Genomic DNA, 19,210 nt, shown 5'->3' with positions numbered 1-19,210 from the left:
CCCGGCGACGGGGCCGGCACGCGGATGCCGCAACTGCGCCTGGACGAGCTGCTGGAGGAGCTCCAGTGGCGGATCGACGCGGCGCGCGGCACCCGGGACCGGGTGCACAGCCTGCTGGAGGCGGTGCTGGCGGTCGGCCGCGAACTCGACCTCTCCCAGGCGCTGCACCGGATCGTCGAGGCCGCCGCCGACCTGGTCGACGCCCGGTACGCGGCCCTCGGTGTGATCGGCGCCGACGGGCACACGCTCTCGCAGTTCCTGACGGTCGGTCTGACGGCGGAGGAGATCGACGCGATCGGTCCGCTGCCGGCCGGTCACGGGATCCTCGGCGAGCTGATCCGCCACCCGGCGCCGCTGCGCTGCCCGGTGCTCTCCGAGCACCCGGCCTCGGTCGGCTTCCCCGCCCACCACCCGCCGATGCACACCTTCCTCGGGGTGCCGGTGCGGGTGCGGGGCGAGGTGTTCGGCAACCTGTACCTCACCGACAAGCGCGGTGGCGTGGACTTCGACGCCGACGACGAGGCGGTCATCTCCACCCTGGCGGTGGCGGCCGGGGTGGCGATCGACAACGCCCGCCTGTACGAGGAGGCGCAGCGCCAGCAGCGCTGGCTGCGGGCGAGCGCCGAGATCACCCGCAGCCTGCTGTCGGGCGCGCCGAGGCTGGAGGTGGTGGAGCTGATCGCGCGCCGGGCCCGGGAGATCGCGGGCGCGGCGCTGGCGGACGTCTCGGTGGCGCTGGCCGGGCCCGGCGAGCGGGCCGCCGAGCTGACGGTCGAGGTCGCGCTGGGCGGCGAGCAGGGCGCCCGGCTCGGGGTGACGGTGCCGGTCGACGGCACGCTCTCCGGCGCCGCGTACGCCTCCGGGTCGCCGGTGACCAGCGAAGGGCTGGCGGTCGACGCCCGGTTCGCGGCCGGGCCGCCCGGGCGGTTCGACGGCCTCGGCCCGGCGGTGGCGGTGCCGCTGGGCACCGGGGCCGGCTACGGCCGGGGCGTGCTGCTGCTGGCCCGGGAGTGCGGGCGGCCGCCGTTCACCGCCGAGGAGACCGGCCCGCTGCTGGGCTTCGCCGACCAGGCGGCGCTCGCCCTGGAGCTGGCCGAACGCCGCCGGGACGCCGAGCAGTTGACGCTGCTGGAGGACCGCGACCGGATCGCCCGGGACTTGCACGACCTCGCCATCCAGCGGCTCTTCGCCACCGGGATGACCCTGCAGAGCGCGGGCCGGCTGATCGAGAGCCCGGGTGCGGCCGACCGGGTCGGCCGGGCGGTCGCGGACCTGGACGAGACGATCAAGATCATCCGCTCGACGATCTTCGGACTGCGCGCCCACAACGAGCCCGACCGCGGCCTGCGGGCCCGCGCCACCCGGGCCGTCGCCGATGCGCAGTCGACGCTCGGCTTCGCACCGCGGCTCAGCATGGAGGGGCTGCTGGACACCGACGTGCCGCAGGAACTCGCCGAGCACGTGATGGCCGTCCTCGGCGAGGCGCTCAGCAATGCCGCGCGGCACGCACGGGCGAGCCGGGTGGAGGTCGCGCTGCGGGCGCTCGGCGGCCGGGTGGCGCTCACCGTCACGGACGACGGGATCGGCGTGCCGGCCGGCGGGCGGCGCAGCGGCCTGCGCAACCTCGCGGAGCGGGCGGAGCGGGCGGGCGGGACCTTCGCGGTGCAGCAGGTGGAGGGCGGCGGCACCCGGGTGGAGTGGGAGGCCCCGCTGGGGGTGTGACGGCGCGGGCACCCCCGGCGCGGGGTGTGCCCGGTCAGCCGTCGGAGGTCAGGCACCGGCCGACCACCAGTTCCGGTCCGATCCGGATCAGGACCCGCCCCGGATCCGTCCGCGGCACCGCCGTGGCCGCCCCCGGGACTCCGTCCCCCGCGGCCGCGTCCACCGGCCGCAGCTCCGCGCGGCCCAGGACGGTGACGCACCAGCCGCTGCCGTCGGCGCCGTCGAGTTCGTCGGCCTCGAACGCGATCACCGCGCCGTCCACCGCCCTGGCCAGCTCGGAGCCGGCCCTGGCCGACAGCAGCACACCCCCGGCCGCGTCCAGCCGGAAGCGCACCGGCAGCACGGCGGGCAGCGCGCCGACGGTGTAGACCACCCGGCCGACCTCCGTCCCGGCCAGCAGCTCCAGCGCCCGGGCCCGGTCGAGGTCCGGCACGCCGGGCGGCCGCCGCCCGTCCGGTTCCGGCTGCACGGACGGCGCTTCACGATCGGGGTTCATACCGGCGATGGTCACTCGCCGGGCGGGGGCGGGGCGAGGGCCGATGGTCCCGTCCAGGGTCCTGTTCGTCCGCCCGTCCGGCTCCCGGGGGTTCAGCCCCGCGGGCCGCCGCCGAGGGTGCGCGGGTACGCCGGCTGGGCGGCGGCGGACTGGCGCAGCTCGGTCGCGAGCAGCGCGGCCTGGACGCGCCGCTCCACGCCGAGCTTGGCCAGCAGGCGGGAGACGTGGTTCTTCACGGTCTTCTCGGCGAGGTAGAGGCGCTCGCCGATCTGCCGGTTGGTCAGTCCCTCGCCGATCAGCGCCAGCACCTCCTGCTCCCGCACGGTCAGCTCCGGCCCCGTCGCGGTGGGCTGCGGCGGGGCCGCGTCGCTGCGCAGCCGGTTGAGCAGGCGGGTGGCGGCGCCCGGGTCGAGCATCGAGCGGCCGGTGGCGACCGTACGGACGGCGGCGACCAGGTCGGTGCCGCTGATCTGCTTCAGGACGTAGCCGGCCGCGCCCGCCATCACGGCGTCGAGCAGCGCCTCCTCGTCGTCGAAGGAGGTGAGCATCAGACAGGCCAGGTCGGGCATCCGGGAGCGCAGTTCGCGGCAGACGGACACCCCGTCGCCGTCACCGAGGCGGACGTCCAGGACGGCGACGTCGGGGCGCAGGGCGGGGACGCGGACGAGCGCCTGCTCGGCGGTGGCGGCCTCGCCGACCACCTCCAGGTCGGGCTCGCCGTCCAGCAGGTCGTGGACGCCCCGGCGCACCACCTCGTGGTCGTCCAGCAGGAACACCCTGACCGGTGCCGGGGTGTCGGTACCGGCCCTCTCGCTCGCCATCTCGCGGCTCCACCTTCCTCGCGCCCGGCACACTGCTGCGGGCCTCCCGCATCATCGCCGACCGGCGGGCGCCGGCCCAGGGCCCAACGACCCCATTGCGCCGGGCGACGGGGGTCCGACCGGCCCGCCTAGGGCGTCGGACCCGCCGATCAGGGCCGGTGACGGGCCGGTCAGGGCCGGTGCTGGCGGGCGTTGCGGAGCCCGATCAGCAGGAAGGCCGTCGAGACCGCCAGCGCGCCGCCGGCCGCGGCGACGAGCCGGGGGGCGAGCGGGCCGCCGCCGGTGAACAGCAGGGAGAGCGCGCCGAGCGAGGCGACGGCCAGTCCGACGAGCAGCCAGCCCGCCAGGATCCGGGCGACCGGGCGCGGCGCCGACGGCACGGGACCGGCGTCGAGCACCGCCCAGCGCAGGCCGGCCTCGCGCTCCTCGCTGCGGCGGTCGCGGTACGCCCGGACCCGCAGGACCACGCCGGCGACCAGGCCCGCCAGGGCGACCTGCGCGGCGGGCTGCCAGTCGGGGACGACCAGCAGCAGCCCGCCGGCGAGCGCGAGCCCCGCCCACCAGACCACGCAGGCCGCGGCGGCGGTGCGGGCCGACCGGGGGCGGTCCTCCCCCGCCTGGAGGTCGGCGACGGCGGGCAGGTACCAGACGCAGCCGGACGCGGTCAGCGCGGCGGTACCGATGGCCAGGACGGTGTGGGACATGCCGGGTGCTCCTCAACCGGGTGGGTCCCCCGGACCGGCCGGGGGCGTGGGACCGGCCCCGCCCGCCCGGGGGCAGCGGAACGGGCGGGGCCGGCGTTCGGGGCGGGGCGGCCGGCGGCGGGCGCCGCGGGCCGCGGTCCGTCAGTGGTCCGGCGACCGGCCGCCGTGCCGTACCGCCCGGCGGGCCGGCGGGGCCGGGGTGTCGTACCGGGCCGGGGTGACACCGGCCAGGTGCTTGGCCGGTTCGCCGTTGTTCTCCAGGAAGTCCAGCGCCGCGATCTCGGGGTGGTGCAGGTCGAAGGCGGGGGATTCGGAGCGGATCCGGGGCAGGGTGACGAAGTTGTGGCGCGGCGGCGGGCAGGAGGTCGCCCACTCCAGCGAGCGCCCGTAGCCCCAGGGGTCGTCCGTGGTGACCCGCTCGCCGTACTTGGCGGTCTTCCAGACGTTGTAGAGGAACGGCAGGATCGACAGGCCCAGCAGGAACGAGCCGAGGGTCGAGACGGTGTTCAGCGTGGTGAAGCCGTCCGAGGCGAGGTAGTCGGCGTACCGGCGCGGCATGCCCTCGGCGCCCAGCCAGTGCTGGACCAGGAAGGTGCTGTGGAAGCCGATGGTGAGGGTCCAGAAGCTGATCCGCCCGAGCCGCTCGTCCAGCATCCTGCCGGTCATCTTCGGCCACCAGAAGTGGAAGCCGGCCATCATCGCGTAGACCACCGTGCCGAACAGCGTGTAGTGGAAGTGGGCGACGACGAAGTACGAGTCCGAGACGTGGAAGTCGAGCGGCGGCGCCGCCAGCAGCACGCCCGTCAGACCGCCGAAGAGGAAGGTGACCAGGAAGCCGACCGTCCAGAGCATCGGGGTCTCGAAGCTCAGCGAGCCCTTCCACATCGTCCCGACCCAGTTGAAGAACTTCACCCCCGTCGGGACGGCGATCAGGAAGGTCATGAAGGAGAAGAACGGGAGCAGCACCTGCCCGGTGACGTACATGTGGTGCGCCCAGACCGTCAGCGAGAGGCCCGCGATCGCCACCGTGGCCGCGATCAGGCCCGCGTAGCCGAACATCGGCTTGCGGGAGAACACCGGGATGACCTCGGAGACGATCCCGAAGAACGGCAGCGCCAGGATGTAGACCTCCGGATGGCCGAAGAACCAGAACAGGTGCTGCCAGAGCATCGCCCCGCCGTTGGCCGGGTCGAAGACGTGCGAGCCGAACTTGCGGTCGCACTCCAGCGCCAGCAGCGCGGCGGCCAGCACCGGGAAGACCATCAGCACCAGGACGGAGGTCAGCAGCACGTTCCAGCAGAAGATGGACATCCGGAACATGGTCAGACCCGGGGCGCGCATGCAGATGATGGTGGTGATGAAATTGACCGCGCCGAGGATGCTGCCGAAGCCGGAGAGCGTGACGCCCATGATCCACATGTCGGCGCCGACGCCCGGCGAGTGGATCGCGTCCGAGAGCGGCGCGTAGAGGAACCAGCCGAAGTCGGCCGCGCCCTGCGGGGTCGCGAAGCCGGCGGCGGCGATCAGCGAGCCGAACATGAACAGCCAGTAGGACAGCATGTTCAGCCGGGGGAAGGCGACGTCCGGCGCACCGATCTGCAGCGGCATGATCCAGTTGGCGAAACCGGTGAACAGCGGCATCGCGAACAGCAGCAGCATCACCGAACCGTGCATGGTGAAGGCCTGGTTGAACTGTTCGTTGGAGAGGATCTGCGTCCCCGGCCGGGCGAGTTCGGCGCGCATGACCAGCGCCAGGACGCCACCGATCAGGAAGAACCCGAAGGCCGACACCAGGTACATGGAGCCGATCGTCTTGTGGTCGGTGGTCGTCAGCAGCCTGACCAGGGCCGAGCCGGGCCGGGCGGCCCGCACTCCTGCCGGTCGGGCGGCCGACGGCGGCGGCGCGCTGTCGCCCTGTGCCTCGATGGCGCTCAAGGACGCACTCCTTCGAAGTTCTGCGGATGGGTGGCGATCCATGATCAGAACTCGACGGCCTTGCGCCCCAGGGCCGTTGGGCCCCACGGCCCGGGGCCGGTGGGCCCGCGTTCCGGGTCGCGGCCCGGGACCTCCGCCGGCGTCCCGGCCCGCCCCGACGGTCTCCGGCGCGGCTGCGGGGGTGTCCGGGCACGGCTGCGGGCACGGCGTCCGCAGACGGCTGCGGGGGTGTCCGGACACGACGGAGCGCCGGTGCGGGTCGGGGGTCGGGTCCCAGGGGCCGGGGCCCGGGGGCCCGGGGGCCCGGAGGCCCGCCACGACAGCCGCACCGGCGGCAGAGCGGCGCTACGCGCCGGCGGCCCGGCCCGCGGTCAGCCGGTAGCCCGTCACCAGGTCCGGCTGGATGGCCACGGTGTGGTCCGTGGCGGCGTCCACCCAGGGCGTCAACAGCGCCCGGTAGCGGGCCAGTCGGGCCGGGTCGGTGACCGGCCGGGCGTAGCCGGTGACGACCACGCTCCAGCCGAGCCGGGTCCGCGGGTCGATGGCGTCGGCCTCGTACGCGACCACGACGCCCGCCCCGTCGGCCCCGAGGGTGGCCGCTCCCAGCGCTGCCGCGTCGTGGGTGCGGATCACCACGGTGTCGTCGACGAGCAGGTGGTTGACCGGGCGGACGGCCGGCAGCGCCCGCACGGTGAACACGATCCGCCCGAACGGCGCGCTGCCCAACAGCCGCAGCGCCTCGGCCCGTTCGATCGGCACCAGCCGGCGCGGCGGCGCCCCGGCGGCAGGCGGCCGGCGGCGGCCGGGCGGCTGCCCGGCGAGGCGGCGCAGCGTCCGCAGCCGGTGGCGGACGGCCTGGTCGCTCACGGGGTGGGCACGATCAGGCCGAGCAGGCCGTCGAAGCGGCGGTAGAGCACCCGGCCGCGCCGCGTCCCGGGCTGGACGAAGAACAGGAACGGCAGGTCGGCGGCGCAGAGCCGGTCGACGGCCCGGGCCTCCGTCAGTTCGGGCGCGCCGAGGGGGCTGAGGGTGAACGGGACGACCGGGCGGGTGGGCGGTCCGGCCGCCGCGGTGCGCGCGAGCCGGTAGCCGGTGGGGCCGATCCGGTAGACGACGGCGTCGGTCTCGGTGGCCGGGTCGGTGAACAGGTGGATGTCGAAGTCCATCGCGTCCATGGTCCGGGCCGCCGCGTCGGGCGAGCACCAGACCAGGTGGGCCTCCTTGCGCCGGACGATCTGGCGCGGACCGGCCGGGGAAGGGAGCCCGGCGCGCAGGACTCCGGCGCGCGGGAGGCCGGTGCACGGGTGCGCCCCGAACGGAGCCGCCCCGGCGGACACCGGCGGCCGCAGGGCGCGCGACGCCCCGCCCTGCACCGGGACGGCGGAGAGCAGGCCCCGCCCGCCCGCCCGGCGCGGCCACGGCAGCGGCGTCCAGCCGGTGGTGGCGGCCGCGATCCGGGCGCGCAGCCCGTCGGCCAGCCGGTCCAGGGCCGTGGCACGATCGGTGGCGGCCTCCTGGACGCGGATCCGCCGGCCGTCCACCTCGGCGTTGACCTGCGCCAGCACGGTCACCGCGCCGACCGGCCGGATCCGCACCCGGACGGCCTCGACCAGGGCGTCCGCCCCGCTCACCACCGCGGCGATCCGGGCCCTGGCGTCGATCGCGACGCCCCGCGACAGCCCCTCGTCCACCTGTATCGCGACCAACTCGCCCACCTCAGGCCTCTCCTGTCCCGTCACGCCGTTCGCCGTCCCGTCACGTCTGCCCACCGGTGCGCCCCGCACACCCGTGCGGCGCTCACGATCCCGTTGCCGCGCGGCACCGGCAAGGGCCGAACGACCCATCGGCGCCCGCCGGCCGGCCCGGACCGCGACCGCCACCGGCCCGGCGCACGGAACGGCCCCGCAGCCGCCCGGCGCGCGGAAGCTGCCCCGGGCCCGCCCGGCGCGCGGAACGGCCCCGCACCCGTCCCGCCCCACCCGGCGGGCGCGCCCGCCCGGCCGCCGGATCATGCGGGTGGAGCGCCACAAAGATGGGGGCCCGCCCCCCATGCCCCGGTGGCCACGGCAGGGCAAGGATCAGGACCGAGGGCGGCGGCTTCGACGGCGACGCGGCCCTCTCGCGGCATCGGAGGTGCGGTGGTGGCAGAGGTGGACGCCGTGCGCAGAGCGCACCCCGACGGGGGCGGCGCACCGGTTCAGGGCCCGGTCGCACCGGCGTCCGCCAAGGCCGCCACGACGCCGCACCCTCCGATGCCCGGCGAGGCCCCGGTCCGGCTCCGCGCGACCATGCCGGCACCGGCTCCCGGTACCCGGCCGCCCCTGGTCCGGCGTGCCCGGGCGGACCGGCCCGCCTGGTGGGAGCGGGCGCTGACCCCCGGCCTGCCCCGGCCGGCCGGCCGCCCCGACTGGGCCGCCTTCACCGAGGCCGCCGTCGCCGCCGCACCCGTCCGGCCGATCGTGCCGCGCGCCGCCTACCCGGGTCTGACCGGTTTCGCCCTGGTCCTCGCGCCGTTCGCCGAGCGCGCCCTGCTGCGGCTGCCGACCGCGCTCGACCCGGCCGCTCTCGACCCGACCGCGCTCGACCCGACCGGCCATCGGCCCGGCCGGCCCGGGCACCTGGACGTGCCCGCCCTGCGGGCCGGCTTCACCGCCCGCCTCGCCGAGCGCCTCGCCCGGATCGCCGCCCGCACCCTGGTGCTGGAGCTGCACACCGCGCGGGCCGCCGGGCGGCTCGCCGGCGGCACCCCGAAGGAGCGGTTCCGCTCCTTCCTCGCCCTCACCGCCCGCCGCGAGGGCCTCGCGGCGCTGCTGCGCGAGTACCCCGTGCTGGCCCGGCTGCTCGCCCAGGCCTGTCTGGACGCCGCCGCCGCGCACACCGAACTCCTCACCCGCTTCGCCGCCGACCGGCCGCTGCTGGTCACCGGCCTGCTGCGCGGCGCCGACCCGGGTACGCTGGTGGCCGTCGAGTCCGAGGCCGGCGACCGGCACCGGCGCGGCCGTGCCGTCGCGGTGCTGCACTTCGCGAACGGCGCCGCCGTCGTCCACCGCCCCCGGCCGCCCGCCGCCCACCAGCACTTCAACACCCTGCTCGGCTGGTTCGACGCGCAACCCGGCGTGCCCCGGCTGCGCGCGCTCGGCGTGCTGGACCGGGGCGGCTACGGCTGGACGGAGTTCGCCGAGGCCCGCCCCTGTCTCACCGGCTACGAGGTCGAGCGGTTCTACCGGCGCCAGGGCGCGCTGCTGGCACTGCTGCACGCCCTGGACGGCACCGACCTGCACTACGAGAACCTCGTCGCCGCCGGGGACCAGCCCGTGCTGGTGGACGTCGAGACGCTGTTCCACCCGCCGGCCCGGGCCTGCCCGGCGCAGGACCCGGCGGCCCGGGCGCTGGAGGAGTCGGTCCACCGGGTCGGCCTGCTGCCGCAGTTGCTGATCGGCGACGACGGCGCCGTGGACGTCTCCGGCATCGGCGGCGGCCGGCGCACCACCTCCCCGGTCGAGGGCGTGGACTGGGGAGGTGCCGGCACCGACGAGATGCGCCTGGTGCGGCGCGCCCGCCCGCTCGCCGAGGCCCGCAACCGGCCCTGGCTGAACGGCGCGCCCGCCGACCCGGCCGACCACACCGAGGCGCTGGTGGCCGGCTTCCGCGCCGGCTACACCGCCATCGCCGCCGGGCGCGACCGGCTCATCGGCCCCCGGGGCCTGTTGCGGTCCTTCGCCGAGGCCGAGGTCCGGGTGGTGCCGCGCGCCACCCGGGTGTACGCGCGGCTGCTGGACGAGTCGACCCACCCGGACGTGCTGCGCGACGCCGCCGCCCGGGGCGCCGTCCTGGAGCTGCTGCGCACCGACGCCGTCGCCGACCCGGGGCGCCCGGAGCTCGCCGACCACGAGCTCGCCGACCTGCACGGCGGCGACGTCCCGCTCTTCACCACCCGCCCCGGCAGCCGCGACCTGTGGACCTCCGCCGGCCGCCGGCTCCCCGGCGAGCTCGCCGAGACCGGCCTGGCCCGCGTCGAGGCCAAGCTGCGGGCCCTCGGCGAGGTCGACCGCAAGGACCAGGAGTGGATCGTCCGGGCGGCGATGGCGGGCGCCGCCGCGGCTCCCGCGCACCGCCCCGGCCAGCCGGCGCCGGAGAACGTCTGGGCCACCGCGCCCGAGCCCGAGCAACTCCTGGCCGCCGCCCGGGGGGTGGGCGACCAGCTGGTCGCGGCCGCCTACCAGGGGCGCGCGCACACCAACTGGCTCGGCCTGGAACTGCTCGCCGACCGCTACTGGCGGGTCCGGCCGCTCGGCGCCGACCTGGCCGGCGGGTACACCGGCACCGCGCTGTTCCTCGCCCAACTGGCCGCCCTCACCGGCTCCGACCGCTACGCCGAGGTGGCCCGCCGGGCCCTCGCGCCCGTTCCCGGCCTGCTCGACACCCTCGGCGCGCACCCCGACCGGCCGGCCGCCGTCGGCTCGGGCGCCTTCGCCGGCCTCGGCGGGATCGCCTACGCGCTCACCGAGATCGGCCGCACCCTGGACGACCCGCTGATCCGGCAGTGGACCGGCCCGGCCGTCGCGCTCACCGCGGCGGCCGCCGCCCGCGAGGCCGACACCGGTGTGCACAGCGGCACCGCCGGCGGGCTGGCGGCGCTGCTCGCCGTGCACACCGCCACCGGCCGGCCCGAGGCGCTGTCCGCCGCGGCGGAGTGCGCCGACCGGCTCGCCGCCGAACCGGTGCCCGCCGGCACCGGCTTCGCCCACGGCGCGGCGGGCACCGGCTGGGCGCTGCTGCGGTACGCGCAGGCCGTCGGGGAGCCCGCCGACGGCCCGCACCACCGGGCCGGCCTCGCCGCCCTGCACGCCGCCACGGCCGGCCGCGCCCGGGAGTCCTCCTGGTGCCGGGGGCGGCCCGGCATCGCCCTCGCGGTGGCCGACAGCCCGCTCACCCGCGCGGACCGCCGGCTCACCGAGTGGGCCCAGCGCGCCGTCCGCAACACCGCGCGCGCCGCCCCGCCGGCCGACCAGAGCCTGTGCCACGGCGAGTCGGGCGTGCTGGAGCTGCTCGGCCGCAGCGGCCCGGCGGCCGGGCGGACCCCCTGGGTGCGCCGCGCGGGCGCGCTGCTGGCCGGCGTCGACCAGGACGGCCCGCGCTGCGGCACCCCCGGGTCCGTACCGCACCCGGGACTGCTCACCGGCCTGGCCGGGATCGGCCACGGGCTGCTCCGGCTCGGCTTCCCCGAGCGGGTGCCGCCCGCCCTGCTGCTCCGCCCCCGCACCCCGGCCGCCCGGCCGGCCCCCTGACCGCACCGCAGTCCACCGTCCACGACGACCGCAGCGGCGCGGCGGTCGAGCACCGCTCGCCCGGACTCCATCCACGCCATGACTCGCTCTCACCGACGAACGGGAGTACCGCACCTCATGAACCACACCGATCCGACTCCGAACTGGAAGCAGCCGGACGCGCGGCCCGACGAGGCGGTGGACCACCCCGCCGGGGACATCCGGCTGCGGGCCGGCGGCGGGCTGGGCCTGCGCTCGCAGTTGCTCTCCGCCGCCGGCACCACGGCGCCCGGCTTCGAGTTCCCCACCATGACCGTCCCGATCTGACCGCGCCGGGGCACCGGGCACCGTCCGGGCTGCCGGCCGTGACCGCTCCGACGGCGGCCGCCGCGCCCCCCACGTCCCGACCGTGATCGTCCCGCCCCGATCAGCACGCTCCCGATCAGGGCACCCCGATCAGCACGCCCGACCATCGGCCCGACCGCGCCGGGGCGTCGGGCACCACCCCACCGACGCCGGACGACGCGCCCGCGAGGCCGCGGCCGGCCCGGCGGCCGCCACCGGGGACCGGGCAGCGCCCCGGTGGCGGACCGGACGGGTGCCTCGCCGATGTGGTCGTACGGTAACCACCCCGCGCCGGAGCCGTGTTCACTTCGTGGCCGATTCACCACTCTACAGATCGGACAGGTCGTCAAGTAGCCTGCGGCCATGCGGACCACTTCGTCGATCACCGTCGGCCGGGCAGCCGAGCTCGGCCTGCTCGGCAGCGCGCTCGCCGCCGCCCGGCAGCGGTCCGGACAGGCGGTCTTCCTGCTCGGCGAGGCCGGGATCGGCAAGTCCCGGCTGGCCGGCGACTGCGCCTACCAGGCGTACGGGCTGGGGCTCCCGGTGCTGCGCGGACGCGGCAGCTCCACCGGCACGGTCACCCCGTTCCGCCCGCTGATCGAGGCGCTCTCCTCCCGCTTCCGGGCCGCCGGCCCGCCCACCGACGCCGAACTCGACCCGTACCGCCCCGCCCTCGCCCGGCTGGTGCCCGAGTGGCGCGGGGCGGCGGCCTCGGCGGCCGGGGCCGGCGCCTACCCCGAGACGGTGGTCGAGCTCGCCGAGGCGCTGCTGCGGCTGCTCGCCGTCCTCGGCCGGGACCAGGGCTGCGTCCTGCTGCTGGAGGACCTGCACGACACCGACGCGGAGACGGTCGCCGTCCTGGAGTACCTGGTCGACAACCTGGCCGGGCTGCCCGTCCTGCTGGTCGGCACGCTGCGGGCGGAGCCGGGCCCGGCGCTGGACCTGGTCCGGGCCGCCGAGCGCCGGCGCGCCGCCGGCGTCACCGAACTGCGCCCGCTGCCGCCGGCCGACGTCCGGGCGATGGCCGCCGCCGTCCTGGAGAGCGAGGCCGCCGACGTGCCGACGGCCGTCCTGGAGACGCTGGCCGAACGCGGCGACGGCTGCCCCTACCTGATCGAGGAACTGCTCGCGGACATGCTGGCCGGCGGCGCGCTGCAGCGCGCCGCCGGCCGCTGGGAGGTGGCCGGGGGCCTCCGTACCGGCGTGCCCAGCACCATCGTCCGCAGCTGGGGCCGGCGGATCGACGAGCTGGACCCGCCCGTGCGCGACCTCCTGCTCACCGCCGCCACCCTGGGCAGCCGGTTCTCGGTCGCCACCGTCCAGCTGATCACCGGGTACGACGACCGGACGCTCTTCAGCCATCTGCGGTCGGCCTCCGAGGCCAATGTCATCGTGCCCGACGGCGCCGCCCCGGACCGCTACGCCTTTCGCCACACCCTCACCGCCGACGCCGTCACCGCCGCCCTGGCACCCGCCGAGCGTGCCGCGGTGGCCCGCCGGGCGGCCCGGGCGATCCTCCGGGCCGATCCGGAACTCGCGGACGAGCGCCGCCAGTTGGTCGCCTCCCTGCTGCTGGCCGGCGGGGACCGGACGGGCGCCGCGGTGCACTTCGCCGAGGCCGGGCGACGCGTCCTGGAGGCCGGCGCCGCCGGGTCGGCGGTGGTGCTGCTGGAGCGCGCCCACGAGCTCGCCGGGGACGCCGAACGGGCCGCCGTCACCGAACAGTTGCTACCGGCCCTGGCCGAGGCCGGCCAGCTGGACCGGGCGTTCGAGCTGGTCCGCACCCTGCCCCCGGTCCGGCCGGAGCCGACCACCGCGCGCAGCCCGACCGCCCGCACCCCCGCCGTCGACCGCCGCGTCGACCTGCACACCCGGCTCGCCTGGGCGGCCGTGATGGCCGAGCGCACCACCGACGCCGCCGCCCAGGTCGCCGCCGCCCGCACCCTCTCCGGCGCGCACCCGCGCCCCGAGCAGGACGCCGCGCTGGTCGTCGTCGAGGGCCATCTGACACTCCTGCCCGACCACGTACCGGCCCCCGCCACCGCCCCCGATCCCGACGAGGCCCACGCCCACGAACGCGACGAGGGGCCCGGCACCCCCTGTACCGGCGACGAGCACCCCGGGCGGGCCCGCCTCGCCCGGACCGAAAGCCTCGCCCGCCGGGCCGCCGAGGTGGCCGAGCGCTCCGGGCTGCCGGTGGTCGCCTGCCAGGCCTGGCAGTTGCTCGCCCTGCTGGCCCGCGAACGCGGCTTCGACGACGCCGACGCCTGCCTGGAACGCATGCTCGCGGTGGCCGAGGCCCACGCGCTGCCCGTCTGGCGGGTGGAGGCGCTGCTCCGGCTGGGCGCCAACGCCTTCATGCGCACCGGCGACGGCGCCCGCCTGGAACGCGCCCGGGAGGCCGCCGCCGGCCTCGGCGCGATCGTGCTCACCCAGACCCTGGACGGCCTGCTCGCCATGAACGCCGTGCTGCGCGGCGAGTGGCGGACCGCCCGCGAGATCGTCGACCGCTGCCTGGACGCCACCGCCCGGCTGAACAACGTCCCCGCCCACCGCTACCTGCTGCTCGGCTCCGCGACCCTCGCCGCCCATCGCGGCCGTGGCCGCGAGATGGAGCGCGAACTGGTCCGGTTCCGCCAGGCCGGCGGCGAGGAGTCCTTCCTGATGCCCCTGCGGCACGGCCTCTGCCGCGCCATCGGCGCGCTGCTCGCCGAGGACCGCGCGGGGGCCCGCGCCGAGCTGGCCGCCGGCCTCGCCTGGGAGCAGGAGCACCCCAACGTCTTCTACCTGGCCGGCCGGCACGGGCTGCACCCGCTGCTGGAGGTGGCGCAGGGCACCTGGCAGCGCCCCGACCTCACCCGGGCGATGGCCGCACCGGCCACCGAACTCGCCTGGAACCGCCAGTTCCTGGGCTTCGCCGAGGCCGTACTGCTCGGCCGCGAAGGCCGTCCGCAGGACGCCGCCCGCGCCGTCGACCGGGCCCGCACGGCGGCGGCGCCGTTCCCGCTCGCCCACCACCTGGCCCTGCGGATCACCGCCGAAGCCGCCCTGGCCGACGGCTGGGGCGATCCGGTGGGCTGGCTGCGCACCGCCGAGGAGTACTTCCACGAGGCCGGGATCCAGCCGGTCGCCGCCGCCTGCCGGGGCCTGCTGCGCCGGGCGGGCGCCAGCGTCGCCCAGCACCGCGGCGGCCGCGACGCCATCCCGGCCGGGCTGCGCACCTGCGGCGTGACGCTGCGCGAGTACGAGGTCTTCGCCCTGCTCACCGACCGCCCGGGCAATCAGCAGCTGGCCCGGCAGCTCTCCATCTCCCCGCGCACGGTGGAGAAGCACGTGGCCAACCTGCTCGCCAAGACCGGCCGCCCGGACCGCGCGGCCCTCTGCGACCTCGCCGCCGAGCTCTGCGCCGAACCCCACGGCGAGAGCCGGGGCCCGTCCCCGAAGCCGGTCGGCTGAGCCGCACCCGCGCCGCACCCGGTCGGGCCGCGCTCCGGGGCCGGCGGGTCAGTCCTCCTCGTCCTGGGGCCCGTCGTCGGCCCGCTGGTCCTCCGTCCGGCCGGCGCGCCAGTAGCCCATGAAGCAGACGGCCCGCCGGTCGGTCCCGCGCTCTCCCACCAGGTGGCGGCGCAGCTCTCGGACGCTCGCCGCCTCGCCGGCGATCCACGCGTACGGCTCGCCGGCCGGGAGTTCGGCGGCCCGGACGGCCTCCGGCAGGGTCGGGGCGCCCTTGCTCCGGTAGAGCCAGGTCACCCCGAGGCCGGGCCGGTCGGCCGGGCCCGCCAGGTAGGCCTCCTCCCCCGGCTCCTCGACCTCCGCGAAGACCCGCACCGGCAAGCCCGCCGGCAGTTCCGCCAGGATCGCCGCGACGGCCGGCAGCGCGGCCTCGTCCGCCGCCAGCAGCACCCAGTCCGCGCCCGCCGGCAGCCGGAACTCGACGCCGCCGGCCTCCTCGACCGCCGGCCCGCAGACGATCACCCGGTCCCCGGGGGCGGCGGTGAGCGCCCAGCGCGAGCCGGGGCCGCCGGCCTCGCCGTGGACGACGATGTCGAGGTCGATCTCGTCGGGGTCGTGGCGCTGTTCGCGGACGGTGTAGGTGCGCAGGACGGGCCGGACCGCCGGGTCCATGCCGCGCCAGGTCCGGTACCAGCCGAACTCCCCGTCCCCGGGCGGGGTGAGCGGCTCGCTCTGGCCCGGCTGCGGGAGCAGCAGTTTGATCCGCTGGTCGAGCCCGCCGTTGACGAAGCCGGTGAGGCCGCCCCCGCCGAGGGTGATCCGGGCCATGTGCGGGGTGATCCGGGCGGCCCGGACGACCTGGAGCGGGAAGAGCTGGAAGCGCGCGGGGGCGGCGGTACCGGTCAAGGCCGTCTCTCCTTCTCGGTGGGCCGGCCGCCGGCGGGTCGGGAGCCCGGTCGCCAGCCCCACTTTTACTAAGGCAAGGCTAACCTATCTATCCGTCATCCGCCCCACCCGCGCGCGAGCGCCTGACGACCCATGGGCTCACGGAGTCAGCCGGACGATCTCCCCGATCTCCAGGGCCGCGTACACGGCGCCGTCCGGACCGACGGCGATGCCGTGCGGTTCGGCGGACGGGGTGGGCAGCTCGTACCCCTCGTAGCGACCGTCGGCCGTGAGGGAGCCGATCCGGTTGCCGCCCCACTCGGTGAACCAGAGCCGGCCGTCGGGGGCGGCCGCGACGGCGTGCGGGCGGGCGGCCCGGTCGGGCAGCGGATACTCCGTCACCCGGCCGTCCACCGTGATCCGGCCGACCTGGCCGGCACCGATCTCGACGAACCAGAGCGCGCCGTCGCCACCGGCGGCGATGCCGACGGGCGCGGCCCCCTCGGTCGGCAGCGGGTGGAGCGCGATCTCCCCGTCGACGGTGATCCGGCCGACGGCGCCGGCCTGATTGAGGGTGAACCAGAGGGCGCCGTCCGCCCCTGCCGTGATCATCGACGGGAAGGCGCCGGCCGTCGGCAGCGGATACTCCGTCACCCGGCCGTCGACGGTGATCCGCCCGATCCGGTCCGCGTTCAGCTCGGTGAACCAGAGCGCGCCGTCCGGCCCGGCGGTGATCCCGAACGGCCCGGCGGCCTCCGTCGGCAGCCCGAACGACCGTTCCCGCCCGTCGGTGTCGATCCGCCCGATCCGGTGGTCCCGCATCCGGGTGTACCAGAGCGCGCCGTCCGGCCCCACCGTGATCACCGACGGCCCCGACTCGGCCGCCCCCGGACCGAAGCGCCGCACCGACCCGTCCGCCGCCAGCCGCCCGACCTCCCCGGCGTGCACCAGCGTGAACCAGACCCCGCCGTCCGGCCCCACCGTGAGGCCGTACGGCCCGCTCCGGCCGTCCGACACCTGGAACCGCTCGATCGTCCCGCGCATCCCCGCTCCTTCACTATCGCGACTGGAATCGCGTTAGTACTCTCGCACACTCCCCCGCCCGACCGCCAGCGCTGTCGGTGGCCCCGGCTACCGTCCTGCCATGGGGATCTATCTGGTGAGCGTGGCCGCCGACGACTGGCTCGACGCGGAGGTCCACGGCCCGGTGGCCGGGGCGCTCGGCCCGGAGCTGGGCCGGCGCGGCCTGCCGCCGTTCGTCTGCCCGGAGCCCGCGGAGTTCCGGCCGCACTCCGGCACGCGGTTCGAGGAGAAGCTCCACCGCCCGATCCGGAGCTTCGACCGGCTCTGCCGGGCCCTGCCCGACGACACCCACGAGGCGCTGCTCGGCTGGGACGTGCTGCTGCCGGTCGCCCTCGACGACTCCGTGGTCCTGCCGGTGGGGTCGGCGTACAACGACCCCACCACGGTCGGCGGCGCCCGCCGCACCCTGGCCGCGGCCCGGCGCCTCGCCGAGCGGCTCGCCCTGCCCGCCTCGATACCCCGGCACTGCGACAACCTGGAGGTGGGCACCTGGTTCGACGGCCCGGCGGCCGCCGAGGCCGCCGCCGCCCCGGGGCCCTGGAGCGAGGACCTGGACGCCGCCTACTACACGGCGGTCTACCTGCGCGCGGCCGAGCACGCGCTCCGGCGCGGGTGCCCGATCACCTACTCCTGACCCGAGGTCACCCCGTCCCCGTCCCCGTCCACCCGCTCCCCGTCCCGCCCGCCACGGCGGGACGGATCGGCGGTGCCGCGCAGGACCGAGATCACCCCCACACCGGCCGCGCAGATCGGAACAGCCAGCAGGGCGCCCAGGATCCCGGCGATCCCGGCGCCCGCCACCACGGCGACCATGATGGTGGCCGGGTGCAGCTCGACGGTGCGGCTCTGGATCACGGGCTGGAGGATGTTCCCCTCGATCGCCTGGACGGCGAGGACGATGCCCAGCGCCCAGAGCGCCGTCCCCAGGCCCCCGTCCGCCAGCGCGACCAGGACGGCGACCGTCCCGGAGAGGAAGGCCCCGACGAACGGGATGTAGGCCCCCATGAAGACCAGCGCGCCGAGCCCGGGCGCACCGGGGATGTCGAGCAGGAGCAGGCCGACGGTGATGAAGAAGGCGTCGATCAGGGCGATCAGGGTGGTGCCGCGCATGAACCCGGCCATCGCCTCGAACGCCCGGTCGGCGCAGGCGATGACCGTCTCGGCGCTGCCGTCCGGCAGGTGCGTCCGCAGGGCCTCCGGGGTGCGGTGACCGTCCCGGAGGAAGAAGAAGACCAGGGCGAGCGCCAGCACGGCGCCGGTGAGGATCTGGGTGGCCAGGCCGAGCCCGGAGAGCACGCCGTTGGTCACCGTGGAGATCAGCGAGCTGGTCTCGCCGGAGGCGTTGTCCAGCGCGTGGCGGATCTTCTCGCCGACCGGCCCGAGCCAGGCGGCGAGCCGGTCACCGGCCTGCTGGAGCGACTCGGCGATCTGCGGGGCGCTGTGCACCAGCGAGTTGACCAGCAGGGCGATCACCCCGCCGACGGCGGCGACCAGGAGGGCGCAGGTCAGCCCGGCGGCCAGACCTCGGCCGAGCCCGCGGCCGACCATCCACGGCATCACGGGGTAGAGCAGTGAGGTGCCGAGCAGCGCCAGGATGACCGGAACGGTCGCCGCGCGCAGCTCGACCAGGGCGAAGACGACCAGCGAGGCGACGGTGATGAGGAGGATGACCGCGACCGACCACGCGGCCGCCGCACGGACCGGGGGCGGCAGCATCAGGTACGGCCTGCGGTGGTCCGGCCGCCGCTCACCGGGATCCCGGCCGGACGGAAGCTCCCCCGGCATGTCCACCTCCGCCTGGCTCGATCGCCCCCATTGCCCCATCTCAGCAGATGATCTGATCGATTGCCCGTTTTGCCGGACCCTGGCGCGCCCGGACCCCTGGCGCGCCCGGGCCGACCGCCGCCGGCCCGGGCACCCCCGGCCGCGCGCGGCTACTCGTGGAACTCGAACGTCCACGCCTGCCGCTGGTCGTTGACGTCCAGCGAGCGCAGCGCGAGCCGCGGTGGGAAGATCCTCAGCGGGCTGAGGTCCAGCGCCAGCTCGACCCCCTTGACCGGGCCGCCCGGGACGACCACGTGGAAGCCGAACGGCTCGGCCGCCCGGCGGAGCGCCCATGCGCGGGGCTCGGTGCTCCCCATGATCAGCTCGTTGAGGTCCGGCTCGTCGTCGTAGGTCAGGAACGTCTCGTGCCGCAGGTTGCGGATCTTGACGGTGTCGTCGTCGAGCCCCTCCACCTGCCACTCCTGCTCACCCGGCTGCCCGGTCGGCGCGAGCAGGACCGCGAGGTCCTTCGGCTGCAGCAGCGTGATCAGCTGCTCGTACGGCCTGGTGAGGGCATAGACGCCGTCGGGTACGGGTGCCACGGTCGACTCCGCTCTGCAACGCGGCGCCGCACGGGCGCCGCCGGTCTCTGGGTGAGCCGATTCAACCCGTCACCACCCGGCCGTACACGGAGGAATCGCGGAGCCTCACCCCATCGGGAACGGCACCCCGCAC

At 76.7% G+C, this 19,210-nt stretch carries 15 protein-coding genes; 5 read left to right on the top strand and 10 right to left on the bottom strand.

All coding sequences use genetic code 11. The features are described from left to right. Positions 1-24 precede the first annotated feature (24 nt). Complete coding sequence (locus tag ACWDRR_RS05790) at positions 25-1,722, top strand: sensor histidine kinase (protein ID WP_449771040.1); 1,698 nt, start codon at positions 25-27, stop codon at positions 1,720-1,722. A 34-nt stretch (positions 1,723-1,756) separates the two neighbouring features. Here the strand turns inward: ACWDRR_RS05790 and ACWDRR_RS05785 are convergent, their stop codons facing one another. The 6 genes from ACWDRR_RS05785 to ACWDRR_RS05760 form a co-directional block, all read right to left on the bottom strand. Beyond that, a complete protein-coding gene (locus ACWDRR_RS05785) occupies positions 1,757-2,218 on the bottom strand; it encodes a pyridoxamine 5'-phosphate oxidase family protein (protein ID WP_449770922.1) in 462 nt (153 codons plus the stop codon). Between the two features lie 92 nt (positions 2,219-2,310). Continuing rightward, the gene (locus ACWDRR_RS05780) at positions 2,311-3,039 is read right to left on the bottom strand and encodes a response regulator (protein ID WP_449770921.1); all 729 of its coding nucleotides are present in this window, start codon (positions 3,037-3,039) and stop codon (positions 2,311-2,313) included. A 170-nt stretch (positions 3,040-3,209) separates the two neighbouring features. Then, a complete protein-coding gene (locus ACWDRR_RS05775; RefSeq protein WP_449770920.1) occupies positions 3,210-3,743 on the bottom strand; it encodes a hypothetical protein in 534 nt (177 codons plus the stop codon). 141 nt (positions 3,744-3,884) lie between these two features. Continuing rightward, positions 3,885-5,678, bottom strand: coding sequence for an aa3-type cytochrome oxidase subunit I (gene ctaD / locus ACWDRR_RS05770; RefSeq protein ID WP_449770919.1), 1,794 nt, complete (start codon positions 5,676-5,678; stop codon positions 3,885-3,887). Between the two features lie 345 nt (positions 5,679-6,023). Continuing rightward, positions 6,024-6,509 (bottom strand): pyridoxamine 5'-phosphate oxidase family protein, encoded by a 486-nt coding sequence (locus tag ACWDRR_RS05765; protein ID WP_449771039.1) that lies wholly within the window; start codon positions 6,507-6,509, stop codon positions 6,024-6,026. 32 nt (positions 6,510-6,541) lie between these two features. Further along, a complete protein-coding gene (locus tag ACWDRR_RS05760) occupies positions 6,542-7,393 on the bottom strand; it encodes a sigma 54 modulation/S30EA ribosomal C-terminal domain-containing protein (protein WP_449770918.1) in 852 nt (283 codons plus the stop codon). A 426-nt stretch (positions 7,394-7,819) separates the two neighbouring features. Between ACWDRR_RS05760 and lanM the strand changes: the two genes are divergently transcribed. The 3 genes from lanM (at position 7,820) to ACWDRR_RS05745 (ending at position 14,746) form a co-directional block, all read left to right on the top strand. Further along, positions 7,820-10,966 (top strand): type 2 lanthipeptide synthetase LanM, encoded by a 3,147-nt coding sequence (gene lanM / locus ACWDRR_RS05755; RefSeq protein WP_449770917.1) that lies wholly within the window; start codon positions 7,820-7,822, stop codon positions 10,964-10,966. 117 nt (positions 10,967-11,083) lie between these two features. Then, complete coding sequence (locus ACWDRR_RS05750) at positions 11,084-11,272, top strand: hypothetical protein (RefSeq protein WP_449770916.1); 189 nt, start codon at positions 11,084-11,086, stop codon at positions 11,270-11,272. Positions 11,273-11,653: 381 nt separating this feature from the next. After that, positions 11,654-14,746 (top strand): AAA family ATPase, encoded by a 3,093-nt coding sequence (locus ACWDRR_RS05745; RefSeq protein ID WP_449770915.1) that lies wholly within the window; start codon positions 11,654-11,656, stop codon positions 14,744-14,746. A 48-nt stretch (positions 14,747-14,794) separates the two neighbouring features. Here ACWDRR_RS05745 and ACWDRR_RS05740 read toward each other — a convergent pair whose 3' ends face one another. Both ACWDRR_RS05740 and ACWDRR_RS05735 read right to left on the bottom strand, forming a co-directional pair. Then, positions 14,795-15,649, bottom strand: a complete 855-nt coding sequence (locus ACWDRR_RS05740) for a siderophore-interacting protein (protein WP_449770914.1) — start codon at positions 15,647-15,649, stop codon at positions 14,795-14,797. A 138-nt stretch (positions 15,650-15,787) separates the two neighbouring features. Next, complete coding sequence (locus ACWDRR_RS05735) at positions 15,788-16,672, bottom strand: Vgb family protein (RefSeq protein WP_449770913.1); 885 nt, start codon at positions 16,670-16,672, stop codon at positions 15,788-15,790. A gap of 100 nt (positions 16,673-16,772) precedes the next feature. On the opposite strand from ACWDRR_RS05735, the gene ACWDRR_RS05730 reads away from it, so the two are divergent. Beyond that, a complete protein-coding gene (locus ACWDRR_RS05730) occupies positions 16,773-17,345 on the top strand; it encodes a hypothetical protein (protein WP_449770912.1) in 573 nt (190 codons plus the stop codon). Here the strand turns inward: ACWDRR_RS05730 and ACWDRR_RS05725 are convergent. Continuing rightward, positions 17,336-18,496 carry an AI-2E family transporter gene (locus ACWDRR_RS05725; protein ID WP_449770911.1) on the bottom strand — a complete coding sequence of 387 codons (1,161 nt, stop codon included), beginning with the start codon at positions 18,494-18,496 and terminating at the stop codon, positions 17,336-17,338. The genes ACWDRR_RS05730 and ACWDRR_RS05725 overlap by 10 nt on opposite strands. A gap of 149 nt (positions 18,497-18,645) precedes the next feature. Next, entirely contained in the window at positions 18,646-19,077 is a 432-nt protein-coding gene (locus tag ACWDRR_RS05720) for a hypothetical protein (RefSeq protein WP_449770910.1), read from the bottom strand. Positions 19,078-19,210: the final 133 nt, after the last annotated feature.

The organism is Kitasatospora sp. NPDC003701 (assembly GCF_053587085.1).
Note: the sequence above shows the minus strand (reverse complement) of the source record. Positions and strands in the feature narration are given on the sequence as shown.